Annotated in this window: 10 protein-coding genes and 1 pseudogene; 3 read left to right on the top strand and 8 right to left on the bottom strand. The window is 71.6% G+C overall.

The window, feature by feature from the left end; translation table 11 throughout:
- Positions 1-12 precede the first annotated feature (12 nt).
- Both AC5WS8_RS03440 and AC5WS8_RS03435 read right to left on the bottom strand, forming a co-directional pair.
- Complete coding sequence (locus AC5WS8_RS03440) at positions 13-1,707, bottom strand: carbohydrate binding domain-containing protein (RefSeq protein ID WP_496101728.1); 1,695 nt, start codon at positions 1,705-1,707, stop codon at positions 13-15.
- A 372-nt stretch (positions 1,708-2,079) separates the two neighbouring features.
- Positions 2,080-3,210, bottom strand: a complete 1,131-nt coding sequence (locus tag AC5WS8_RS03435) for an ATP-grasp domain-containing protein (RefSeq protein WP_496101727.1) — start codon at positions 3,208-3,210, stop codon at positions 2,080-2,082.
- Positions 3,211-3,542: 332 nt separating this feature from the next.
- Here AC5WS8_RS03435 and AC5WS8_RS03430 point away from each other — a divergent pair, with 332 nt between their 5' ends.
- Together AC5WS8_RS03430 and AC5WS8_RS03425 are read left to right on the top strand one after the other, a co-directional pair.
- A complete protein-coding gene (locus AC5WS8_RS03430) occupies positions 3,543-4,451 on the top strand; it encodes a metallophosphoesterase family protein (protein WP_496101726.1) in 909 nt (302 codons plus the stop codon).
- Positions 4,396-5,124 carry a 4'-phosphopantetheinyl transferase family protein gene (locus tag AC5WS8_RS03425; RefSeq protein WP_496101725.1) on the top strand — a complete coding sequence of 243 codons (729 nt, stop codon included), beginning with the start codon at positions 4,396-4,398 and terminating at the stop codon, positions 5,122-5,124. Before AC5WS8_RS03430 ends, AC5WS8_RS03425 begins: the two co-directional genes overlap by 56 nt.
- Positions 5,125-5,137: 13 nt before the next feature.
- Here the strand turns inward: AC5WS8_RS03425 and AC5WS8_RS03420 are convergent, their stop codons facing one another.
- From AC5WS8_RS03420 to AC5WS8_RS03400, 5 genes are all read right to left on the bottom strand, one after another.
- Entirely contained in the window at positions 5,138-5,362 is a 225-nt protein-coding gene (locus AC5WS8_RS03420) for a hypothetical protein (protein ID WP_496101724.1), read from the bottom strand.
- 769 nt (positions 5,363-6,131) lie between these two features.
- The gene (locus AC5WS8_RS03415) at positions 6,132-7,583 is read right to left on the bottom strand and encodes an FAD-dependent oxidoreductase (RefSeq protein WP_496101723.1); all 1,452 of its coding nucleotides are present in this window, start codon (positions 7,581-7,583) and stop codon (positions 6,132-6,134) included.
- Entirely contained in the window at positions 7,567-8,775 is a 1,209-nt protein-coding gene (locus AC5WS8_RS03410; protein ID WP_496101722.1) for an MAB_1171c family putative transporter, read from the bottom strand. The genes AC5WS8_RS03415 and AC5WS8_RS03410 overlap by 17 nt, the downstream gene beginning before the upstream one ends.
- 21 nt (positions 8,776-8,796) lie before the next feature.
- Positions 8,797-9,327, bottom strand: a complete 531-nt coding sequence (locus AC5WS8_RS03405) for a toxin-antitoxin system, toxin component (protein WP_496101942.1) — start codon at positions 9,325-9,327, stop codon at positions 8,797-8,799.
- 32 nt (positions 9,328-9,359) lie between these two features.
- Positions 9,360-10,016, bottom strand: a complete 657-nt coding sequence (locus AC5WS8_RS03400; protein WP_496101721.1) for a helix-turn-helix domain-containing protein — start codon at positions 10,014-10,016, stop codon at positions 9,360-9,362.
- Positions 10,017-10,236: 220 nt separating this feature from the next.
- Here AC5WS8_RS03400 and AC5WS8_RS03395 point away from each other — a divergent pair, with 220 nt between their 5' ends.
- Positions 10,237-10,905, top strand: coding sequence for an MmyB family transcriptional regulator (locus AC5WS8_RS03395; RefSeq protein ID WP_496101720.1), 669 nt, complete (start codon positions 10,237-10,239; stop codon positions 10,903-10,905).
- 103 nt (positions 10,906-11,008) lie between these two features.
- On the opposite strand, the pseudogene AC5WS8_RS03390 reads toward AC5WS8_RS03395, so the two are convergent.
- A pseudogene (locus AC5WS8_RS03390) lies at positions 11,009-11,338 on the bottom strand (FCD domain-containing protein); the annotation flags it as partial.
- Positions 11,339-11,368 lie beyond the last annotated feature (30 nt).

Here is an 11,368-nt window from a genome sequence, read left to right as displayed (position 1 = left end):
GCCTGACGGTACTCAGCCGGTGAACCCGGCCGTGATGGAGGTGAACTGCCAGTTGCTCTGGCTGATGCCGGAGCAGTTGCTCACCACGCCGCCGCCCGGGCAGGGCCGGTCCCGGTTGACCGACCAGAAGGCCAGCCGGGCGATGTGATGGGAGTTCGCCCAGTCGCGGATCTGGGTCCAGATCCCCGGAGTGGTGTTCTCCTGCTGGTCGGACAGGCCGTTCATGCCGGAGATACCGATGTGGGAGTACGCGGTCGCGTCGTCCCAGCCGAACGTGGACTTCAGTTTGGTCTTCAGGCCCTCGGCGGCGTTCACGGTGTTCCCGTACATGTCGGAACCGCCGCCGAAGTCGAACGGCATGATCGTGAAGACGTCGATGTCGGCGTTCAGCGACTGAGCCTGCTCGATGAGCCGGTTGCCGTAATAGGTCGGGCCGGTCGTCGAGGTGCCGAAGGTGACGATCGTCCTCAGGCCCGGGTTGTTCGCCTTGACGGTCTTCAGCGCGGTGAGGATCTTCGCCTGGACGGCCTCGTTCTCGAATTCGTCCGAGTTCTCGATGTCCATGTCGATCGCCTTCAGGCCGTAGGCGTCGATCACCTTCTGCAGGGCCCCGGCGAGCGCGCTCGCCGAGGAGCAGTTGGCACCGAGCTTGCTGCCCTGCCAGCCGCCGAACGACGGGACGATGTCACCGCCCGCCGAGCGGATGGCGTTGACCGCGCTCTGGTCGGCGCCGCCGGTCAGCGGCCGGCTGCCGTCCCAGGCGGGCGTGCAGCCGCCGGAGTCCAGGACGAACGCCATGGTGAACCACTTGATCCCGGTCGTGCTCATCACCGTGGCCGGGTTCGGCGGGTCGCCCCAGCCCTCGTACAGGTACGGCGCGGCCTGTTTGAAGCCGCCTCCGCCCCCGCCGCCGCTGCCGGCGTCCGTGGTCACGGTCACGGCGTTGGACGCCCCGGAGACGTTCCCGGCCGCGTCCCGTGCCTTGACCGTGAAGGTGTAGGACGTGCTGGGCGAGAGGCCGCTCACGGTGGCCGTCGTACCCGAGGCGCTGAGCACCTGGTTCGAGCCGCTGTAGATGTCGTACGCCGCCACGCCCACGTTGTCGCTGGAGGCGTTCCACTTCAGTGACACGCTCGACGACGTCTTTCCCGTGGAGGTCAGGCCCGTCGGCGCGGTCGGCGCCTGGGTGTCGCCACCGCCGCCGCCCCCGCCCGGTCCGTCGAGGTTGATGTCGTCGGCGTAGTAGGTGCCTTGTGCGTACCAGCCGTGTATGTAGACGGTGGCAGCGGTCTGCGACGCACCGGTGGTGAAGGTGACGGAGAGCTCGCTGTACGACGACGGGGACGTCGTCCAGGTCGAGGCGCCGCCGTCCACCCCCAGGTAGACGTAGGAGCCGCGGACCCAGCCGCTGAGGGTGTACGTGGTGTTCGGCTGCACGGAGACGGTCTGGCTGCACTGGGCGTCGTCGCTCGAACTCACGGCTCCCGCAAGGGCCTTGGAGCCGCTGTGGACGGGGCTGGAGACGACCGAGCCGAGGTTGCCGGTACAGGTCCAGGGCGAGAGGCCACCGGACTCGAAGCCCGGGTTGGACAGGACGTTGGCCGCGTGAGCGGTCCCGGGCAGGGCGACCGCCCCGGCCAGGGCGAGGGCGGCGGAGCCCATGAGGGCGAAGAAGGCGCGTCTGGAACGTCTGAGAGCTGTGCGCACACGATCTCCCTGGAGGAAGTGGGGGTTTCGGGAGTGCTGGGGAGTGCAGAAGGGTGCGCAACAAAGTTGGTATGGACCAATCCTGGTGTCAAGGGTCGAGCGCGGATTGGTCCATACCTGAGGGGGGGGCGCCTTGTGGCCCCGGTTGTCGCGTGGCGCGCCTGCGGGGGAGGCGAACGCGGTCGCGCGGTCTCGCCAACCGGTGTCACGCGCCGGCGTGGCGTGCATCGTTCATCGCCGTCGTGGCCTTGGTGGCAACGTCAGGGGTGGCAGGCCGTCCTGGACGCGAGTCGCCGAGGCGGAACCCGGGGACGGCCCCGGGCGCAAGCGCTACGTGATCACGAGGCGGGAGCGACGGAGTTCGACGGGGTGTCAGCCGCTGTAAAGGGGCAGGACCTCCCCCGTAGCCGCCTGGAAGGAGTCGACCGGCACGGCGGGCAGCACCGGGGCCTGTTCCTCCACCCGCTGCTGCGGCACCGAAGCCGCACGCACCGGACGCGGCCCGGCCACCACGGAGTAGTCCGTGCCCAGGAACGGCGGCACGACCTCCCCCGGATCCTCGCCCAGCGCCAACTGCACAGCCGCCCAAGGGGCGTTGATCCCGCACAGCGACAGCTGGTGCAGCCCGCCCGCGGGGCGCGTGTTGACGTCCAGCAGCACCGCCTCGTCGCCGAACATCCGGAACTGGATGTTGGACAGGAAGTGCAACCCGAAGCCCTCCGCGAGGCGCCGCGCCGGCTCCAGCCACTTCTCGTCCAGCGTGAACCCGCGCCGACGGCCCTGCTTGGCGCGGCCCACCGCCATACGGATCCGGTTGTCCCGCCCGGTCAGGCAGTCGACCGACACCTCGGGCTCCTCCAGGCGCGGCATCACCAGCCAGTCCACCGGCTCCTCGGCCTCGCGCACCGCCCCTACGACCAGGTCGAGCGGTACGTACGGGCTCGGGAAGCCGCTCAGGTGGTCGAGAGAGAACGGGGTGCGCGTGATCACGCGGAAGCCGACCCCGCCCGCACCCGCCGCCGGCTTGAAGCACGCCTTGTGCCCGGCGGCCTCCAACTCATCGACAGCGGCGACGAGCTCGTCCGCGTCGGTCACCCGCCACCACGGTGGCACCGGTACCCCGATCGACTCCACGGCCCGGTACGCCGTCGCCTTGTCCTGGAAGACCGCGACGCCCTCGGCGGACGGCGCCAGCAGCGCCGTGCCGGCCGTCTCGAACTCGGCGCGGTGCGCGACGATCGTCTCCTGGTGCAGCCGGGGCACGAAGACGTCGATGCCGCGCCGTGCGCACTGGTCGAGGGCGTACTCGACGTAAGCGGCCGGGGACAGGCCCTCCGGCTCCAGATCGGCGGTGTCCGCCGCCGCCAGGACGGGCGAGTCGGGGTCACCGTGCGTGGCGTGGATCTCGACGGCCCGGTCGCTGGGATTTCTCCGCAGCTGATCCATGAAGAACACGTTCTCCGCGTACGTGCGGTTGAGCCAGACGCGTACGCGAGAGACCATGCAGGCCGCCTTTCACGGTTGTGCGGGCAGGGCGAAGCAGACCGTGCCCGGCCAGGGGAGAGGGAGGTGCACCGAACCGCCGTACGCTTCTGCGGCGTCCGCGACGGATGTGCTGGGGCGATCATAGGCCCTTCCGGGCGCCACCACCGCTACGCGCGTGTTACGGATTTTCTCCGGCCCCCGTCCAGGCGGCAAGGGCCGTTTTCCGGGACCCCCGAGCAGCTGGTGGGGTTGTTTCCAGCCGCGGTCGGGCGCCTGTCGCGGGTCGCTCTTGTCCGTCCGCGACCGGATGTGGTCTTGTGGGCGCATTCGGTTCTCGAAGGGGGCGTCAGGTGGAGTCGACGGACGGCCGTGGACGCCTGCTCGCCATCAGCGACCTGCACGTCGGGTACGCCGAGAACCGCGCCCTCGTCGAGCGCATGCGGCCGACCTCGGACGAGGACTGGCTGCTGGTCGCCGGTGACGTGGCCGAGACCGTGGCCGACATCCGCTGGGCCCTGGAACTGCTCGCCGGTCGTTTCCGCCGGGTGATCTGGGCGCCCGGCAACCACGAGCTGTGGACCCATCAGAGGGACACCGTCACCCTGCGCGGCGTCGAGCGGTACGAGCACCTGGTCGCCGTGTGCCGGGAGCTGGGTGTGACCACACCCGAGGACCCCTACCCGGTCTGGGAGGGGCCCGGCGGTCCCGCTGTCGTCGCCCCGCTGTTCCTCCTCTACGACTACTCGTTCCTGCCGAAGGGCTGCACGACCAAGGAGCAGGGGCTGGCTTACGCGCACGACACCGGGATCGTGTGCACCGACGAGTACCTGCTGCATCCCGATCCCTATCCCGGTCGCGACGCGTGGTGCGAAGCCCGGGTGGCCGAAACCGAGCGCAGGCTGACGGAGATCCCCGGCGATGTGCCCGTGGTGCTCGTGAACCACTACCCACTGGACCGGCATCCGACGGACATCCTGCGCTACCCCGAGTTCGCCATGTGGTGCGGCACCCGCCTGACCGCCGACTGGCACCGCCGCTTCCCGGTGGCGTGCATGGTCTACGGCCATCTGCACATCCCGCGGACCACCCACCACGAGGGCGTCCGCTTCGAAGAGGTGTCCCTGGGCTACCCCCGCGAATGGGGTCCGCGCCCGCAGCCGCCCGGGGAACTGCGCCGTATTCTGCCGATGGAGGACCAAGCAGGTGATCGAGGAGCTGCTTCCGGGGCCGGTCGTGGTCGTGGAGGCACAAGGCCGTGACGCGCTGGGCGACGGCGTCGGCCTCTACCCGGAGGAAGAAGCGGTCATAGCGCGGGCGGTGGACAAGCGGCGCCAGGAGTTCACCGCCGTACGGGCCTGCGCCCGGCACGCCATGGAGAAGCTCGGCGTGCCGCCGCAGCCGGTCCTGCCCGGCGAACGCGGCGCACCGCGCTGGCCGGACGGGCTGATCGGCAGCATGACGCACTGCGACGGCTACTGTGCCGCCGCCCTTGTCCGGGTCGGCGAACTCGCCTCGCTCGGCATCGACGCCGAACTCCACGACCGGCTCCCGGACGGCGTGCTGGAGGCGGTGGCCCTGCCCACCGAGCGGACCCGGCTGGCGGGTCTTTCCCACCGCCATCCCTCCGTGCACTGGGACCGGCTGCTGTTCAGCGCCAAGGAGTCGGTCTACAAGGCCTGGTTCCCCCTGACCGGCAAGTGGCTGGACTTCCTCGAGGCCGACGTGGAGATCGACCCGGGCGCCGCCCCGAAGGCCCCGGACGCGTCGCGCGCGCCGGATACCCGGGCCGTCCCGAATCCCTCCGGCGGTTTCCGGGCCCGGCTCCTGGTGCCCGGTCCGCTGGTCGACGGCCGACGCGTCGAGGCCTTCGACGGTCGCTGGACCGTACACGGTGGCCTGCTCGCGACGGCCGTCGTCGTGCACCACGTCTGAGCCGTCCACCGGGTCAGCGGGGGCACCAGCCGCCCAGCAGGCGGAAGAACTCCTCCTCGGTGCCCGTCAGCCCCGCCTCGGCCAGGGCCCGGTCGGCCTCGGCCAGCGCGGCGGTCGGGACCACGGGGGGTCGGTGCGCGTGCGGCGGGCCGTCGAAGGCGGCCCGCACCGTGTGCAGGAGACGCAGATAGGCCTGCACGGCGGCGCGCTGGCGGTCGGTCAGGACGGCGGTCGGCATCGGTCGGCTCTCCCCGGTTTCGGCCGTGCGACGGGGCGTCGCACGGCGGTATGTGCACGGCACACGCCGACGGCACGCGGACGGCCACCGCGCGCACCTCGGGCGCACCTCCCAGCTTGCCGTCCGCCACTGACAATCCCGGCCGCCTCCCTGCGGGTTCGCCTGCTTGGCGGAGGCGAAACCCGGCCGGAACCCCACGGGAATCCGCCCCCTGTGCTGGAGAACAAGGGCCTTCCCACGCGGCTGCCGGACATGGATTTCGGCCAGATCCGGCGGAGTTGCGGAACCTGGTGGACGCGCTGCCGGACGCCGCGTCCCGTAGCGCCTTCATCCGCACGCTGCGGGCCGTGGTCGACGGGTGGGGCCAGGCGGTCACCATGGTCAGGCGGTCACCCTGTACGACCGCTGCTGTCTGACCGAGGGCATGCCCACCCTGCTGCTCCGGGGCGGCCGGACGGTGTGGTGCGGGTGCGGCACGCCCGCCGGGCGCCCGAGGCGATGCCCGGCAGCCGTCTGGAGATCTTCGAGGGCGCGGTCCGCTTCCCGTTCCACACCGGCCCCGCGCGCTTCCGCACCCTGGTCGAGGAGTTCACCGGCTCCGCACCCCCGGCGGCGTGGAGACGCGGCCACCGGCGGGCACTTCTGCGGGTCGGCCGCCCCGGTACGTCCGGGAACCGGCCGCCGGACCGGAGCGTGCGCGGGGCGAGCGAACGCAGCGCCACTCGACCCGGCACCGGTTCCACGGGTTGCGTCCCGGCCTCGGCACCCGCTAGGCCGCGCTCTCCCGGCCTTCGTCTCCTTGCGGGCCTTCCGCCGACCCCGTGACCGTCTTCCACTCGTCCGCCGACAGCGGCGGCGCCGTCAGGCGCGGCCGGCGGGGGCCGCGCAGGACGGCGATCAGGACCGCAGGTCTGACCAGTTCGCTCACCGGCTTCGACAGGGTGACCACGTCGAAGAACGCCCTGGCGACGAGCGGACGGCCGGTCGCGGTGAGCATCAGCCGGTTGACGTAGGCGCCGAGGACGCGGTTGGCGGGGCTCGGCGCCTTGCCGATCGCACCCGGGTAGTGGATGTCCGTGCTGGTCGCGAACTCCCAGGCCGTCGCCACCGGACGGGCCACCGCCTGCTGCACCCGCCGCGCGAGCCCCTGCGCGGCCGCCCCGTGCCGGGCCACCAGTTCGCCCAGCGCCACGGCACCCTGCGCGGCGACCGAGAGCCCGTGCCCGTAGACCGGGTTGTAGGTGGCCACGGAGTCGCCGATCGCGACGAACCCCTCGGGCCAGCCTCTGACCTTCTCGTAGAACCTCCGGCGGTTGACCGTGCTGCGGGTGACGACCGGGTCCGTCAGCGGCTCCGCGTGCGCGAGCAACTCGCCCACCACCGGATGCCGCACGCTCTCGCGGGCGAAGGTCTCGAACTCCTCGGCGGTGGCCGGAGGCTCACCGCCGCGCGTGCCCGACAGCGTCACCAGCCACCGCCCGCCCTCGACCGGCTCGATGGTCGTGGTCCGTCCCGGCACCGGCACGGTCGCGTCCGACTGCACGTTGACCAGGGGGAACTCCTCCGTGCCCGCGGGTGCCCGGTAGATCCGGCTGGCGTAGACGAGTCCCGAGTCCACCTCCTCCATCGGCGCCTGTGGCACGCCCAGCGCCTCCAGCCAGGCCGCCGCCCGCGAACCGCGTCCCGCGGCGTCCACGACCAGGTCGGCCGACAGAACCCGCTCCTCGCCGTCGGCCGTCCGCACCCGCACGCCCGTCACCCGGGAGGCGTCGCCTTCCAGGGACAGCAGTTCGGTCCGCTGGACCACGGTCACGCGCTCGCTCCCGGTGACGCGCTCACGCACCACCCAGTCGAGCAGATCACGGCTGCACGCGATCATGAACTGCATCTCGGGCCAGCGCCGGAACCAGCCCCGCGGCTGCAGCGACACCAGGCCCGTGGGCAGCGGCACACGCCGGGCGCCCGCCGCGAGCCACGCCTCGGTCACCCCCGGCAGCAGCTTCTCCATGGCACGGGCGCCCCCGGACCAGATCACATGCACATGCCGGGCCTGCGGGAGTCCCTTGCGCGGCTCGGGGCCCTCGGGCAGCACATCCCGCTCGACGACGGTGACGTCGGCGTACGCGCGCAGGGACGCGGCGGCCAGCATGCCGGACATGCCTCCGCCGATCACGACGGCGCGCGGTCTCGTGCTCGGGGAGGTGCTAGCGGGTTCGCTCATGGAAGTCGCTTCCTGGCCTGGTCCCGGCCGGTTCCCGGACGGCCGCGACGACGGGTGACTGACGCAGGGCGGTCGACATCCGTACGAGGTCGCGGGGAACCTCGGGGGACGTGGCGGAGGCGCCGTCCGCCCCCACCGAGCTGATCACCCTGCCCTCCGGATCGGCGGCCCTCGCCCGCACGGCTGCCGCCACCATCGCCGCGTCGGCCTCGGCCTGAGCGTCCAGGGGATCGGAGCCGCCCGCCAGGGCGGCGTCGTAGGCGCGGGAGCGCAGCTCGGAGTCGAAGTAGGGGTACAGGCCGAGCATGCCGTCGTGGATGTCGGACTCCCGCTGGGTGACCTGGAGTTCGACCGCCGACCACCAGGAGATGCGCACGCCGCGGTCCGCGTGCCCGGACACCGGGCGCAGCTCGCGCCACAGCGGCCCGAGTCGGCGGTAGGTCGCCCAGGTGCTCCAGCTGTCCCCGACGCGCTGACAGGCCAGCGGCAGGCAGAAGCCGACCGCGCTGATCTGCGCCCCGGCCGAGGCCAGCACGGGCGCCGCGTCGCTGCTGAGGTAGTCCAGGTCGTGGCCGTACCAGCGGGCGACGACGGCGGTGAACTTGGTCGTCAGATAGGCCAGGTTGAACAGATAGCCGATCACGATGATCAGCAGTCCGACGCGCAGCCAGCCGCGCACCTGCAGGGCCCAGCGCCCGCACATGAAGTTCATCGCGACGCCCGCCACGGTGAGCGCCAGCAGGTACAGCACGATCATCTCGCCCACGTACGGGGTGCGGGCGTAGTACGTGTCGAAGTCGACCAGCCGTTCCACCGGGGCGTCGCCGAGCGCGAACAGCGCCACCAGGGCGACCACGACCACCCCGTACCCGGTGACGATCCGCCGGGTGGTGCGCCGGGTCTCCTCGGGCGGGCCACCGCGCCAGTTGACGACGAGCACCAGACACGACGCGCTGAACCCGCTCAGCAGGCAGTACACCAGAGGCGCCGAGACGTTGGTGATGCCCGTGAGGTCGTTGACCTTCCCGATGGTAGGGGGTGCGGCGAAGAAGAACACCAGGCCGGCCAGCGCCAGCAGCGCGCACACCGACCTGAGCAGGGGATCGCGCCAGGAACGGGATAGTGCGGGCGCCTTGAAGGTGAGCGCCAGGCCCATCGCGGCGGCCGGAACGTAATAGCTGGAACCGTCCATGGAATCTGCGTCCCGAGCCCCTCAGCCCCGCGGTCCGCGGTAACCGAGCGACGCCTCGATCCGCCCCGCCAGGTCGTCCCGCTTCACGGGCCCGCGCAGGGAGGAACCGGCCAGCCAGGTGCGGCACTTGCTCGCCAGCAGCAGTCCGAAGCTCTCCGCGTCCTTCTCGTCGGCGAGGTCGAAGTGCGTACGGGCGGCGACCTTGTGCACGGTGGCCTGCAGATCCGCCCCGTCGTGCAGCAGGCGCGCCGCGACCTCGGCGCCTTCCACATGGTGGCCGTGGTGTCCGGCGTTCATGTGCCACAGTTCATGGCCGAGGATCACCAACTGGTGGTCGGGGGCGGTGCGTTCCTCGATGACGACGAGGTCCTGGTCGGCCATGTCGAGCCAGAGTCCGCTCGCCGTGCCCGGCGGGAAGGCGGCCGTACGGAAGCGGACGGGACGGCCGCGGCGCCTGCTCATGCCGTCGCACAGCGCGGCGTACAGGTCGGCGGGTTCCGCCGGCGCCGGGAGTGACAGCCCCGCGACCAACTCGCCGCACAGGCGGCGCATTTCCCTTCCGATGCCCACGGTTCTCTCCCGGATCACGACTCGGGCCGCTTGACGCTCTCCAGGAGCATGTCCAGCCACTCGGCGACCTTGTCCCGATGCTGGTCGGTGGGCAGCTGGGCAGCCCGCCAGGCGATGCCGCGCACACCGTGGTCCTGCAACAGCCGCTCCAGCGGGTCGCCGGCGGCCTCGGCCGCCGCACGCTCGCGGTCGGCGAGCTGCTGGAGGAGCTCCTGCTCCGAGCGCTGGAGGGCGTGTCCGAGCGCCTCGGGGTCCTCGGCCGTCAGGAACCCGGCATGCACGCCGAAGAAACGCTGAATGGCATCGCAGTGCTCCATGGTGGGGCGCCGGTCGCCGTTGATGAGGGCACCCGCCTGCTGGCGCGACATGCCCGCGCCGTCGGCGATCTCCTGCTGGGTGTACTTGCGCCCGTTGGGTTTCAGCCGGGTGCGGCGCAGCAGGTCCAGACGCTGCAGGAAACGCGCCTGCAGGTCCGGCTCCCCGGCGGGCACTCCGCTGAGCAGGGCCTTCACCACCGGCTCCGGGACGCCGGACTCGGCCGACAGCCGCGCGACGTCGAAGACCCGCTCGTGCGGCACGCCCAGCCGGTCGGCGAGGGCGGTGACACGGGCCACGACGGCCGGTAGCAGACCCTGCGCCGCGGCTCCCGGTATCTCGAAGCCATCCGTCACCGACAGGTCTCCTACGTCTCGCTCACATCGTTGTTCTTGCTTCCCGGAACCAACCGGAGCGTAGCCGTTGCGTCGAACTGACATCCAGGTCTCGCCACAACTGTGGCGAGATTCAGCCGTCAATGGACCGTAAATGCCACGATAGTTGACACGCCTGCATCCGCGCAGCAGGATCAAGGCGCCACGTGAAGGCCGCAAGGGCAAGAGGGGTGACCTCCCGATGGCGTTTCAGGCAGAAGGGCAGCGGTCGCAGCCGCGGCTCCTCCCCGAGAGTCCGGAAGCACGGGCGTATCTGCAGGACTATGCCACGCTCGTCGAGGCCGTCCCCTTCCCGTCCGTCGTCTTCGACCACCGCTGGGACGTGGTGCTCACCAACAGCGCCTTCAGGACACTGTTCGGCACAGTGGCATCCCATCCGACGGCCATGCCGTGCGAGAACTTCCTGCGGTTCGTGCTGTTCCATCCGGACGCGGGCACGATCCTCGGCGAGCACGAGTCGAGCTGGTGCCTGCCGATGCTCGCGCACTTCGCCGCGGCCGTGGAGCGTCACGGGCATGATCACGGGCTGCAGTCCATCCGCCGGGACATCGCCCAGGACCCGATCATGGAGGCCGCCTACCGGCAGGGCCTGCCGCACTGGATCCGCGTGGCCGGACCGCACGCCGTGGAGCACGACGGGGCGGTACGACCGCTGCTGCATCCCGACCCGCGCTGGGGCACCGACTGCCGGGTGGTGGGGGAAACCCCCAAGACCCTGCACGACATGGGGTACTCCCGGCTGACCCTGGTGCTGCGCGAGGCCCGCCGCCCGGCCCAGGCCGCCCGCCGTCCGCGGCGTGCCCGGAACACGGCGAGCCATCTGAGTGTGGTGCCCGAACTGCCGGCCTAGGACTTCTCCCTCACGGTCCCGGCTCCGTCGGTGTTCAGGTCACCGACGGAGCCGGGACTCGCCCTTGCCGTCACGGGACCGGGCCGGACCGCGACGGCACGGGCTACAGGGCCACCCGCAGAGCGATGAGCCGTGCGGTCGATTCCCGGACGCACTGCTCGGCCAGTTCCCCGGCGGCATCCCGGGCCCCGTCCCGCACGGCGCGCACGAGGGAGCGGTGGCGGCCGGCCACCTCGTCGCGACAGGGGTCGTCCCCGAGGACGAGACACAGCAGCGCCCCGACCTCCGTCTGGAGCGCGATCTGCTCCCGGGTGAGCCGGGCCGACTGGGCGGCGGCGGCAAGCTCCACGTGGAACCGGCCGTAGAGGCGGCTGCGCGCCGCCGCGTCCCCGGCCGCCGCGAACTCCTCCAGGGTGCGCCGCAGAGGCTGGAGCCCGGAGGAGCTGCGGGACCACTATGGGTT

The organism is Streptomyces sp. PTL18 (assembly GCF_059510295.1).
The sequence above is the reverse complement of the archived record's forward strand: the minus strand, read 5'-3'. Positions and strand labels throughout refer to the sequence as shown.

Bases quoted from the DNA above. Each gene is read 5' to 3' on its own strand.
- AC5WS8_RS03435 (WP_496101727.1), bottom strand. From the start codon at position 3,210: ATGGTCTCTCGCGTACGCGTCTGGCTCAACCGCACGTACGCGGAGAAC.
- AC5WS8_RS03420 (WP_496101724.1), bottom strand. From the start codon at position 5,362: ATGCCGACCGCCGTCCTGACCGACCGCCAGCGCGCCGCCGTGCAGGCC.
- AC5WS8_RS03415 (WP_496101723.1), bottom strand. From the start codon at position 7,583: ATGAGCGAACCCGCTAGCACCTCCCCGAGCACGAGACCGCGCGCCGTC.
- AC5WS8_RS03410 (WP_496101722.1), bottom strand. From the start codon at position 8,775: ATGGACGGTTCCAGCTATTACGTTCCGGCCGCCGCGATGGGCCTGGCG.
- AC5WS8_RS03405 (WP_496101942.1), bottom strand. From the start codon at position 9,327: ATGCGCCGCCTGTGCGGCGAGTTGGTCGCGGGGCTGTCACTCCCGGCG.
- AC5WS8_RS03395 (WP_496101720.1), top strand. From the start codon at position 10,237: ATGGCGTTTCAGGCAGAAGGGCAGCGGTCGCAGCCGCGGCTCCTCCCC.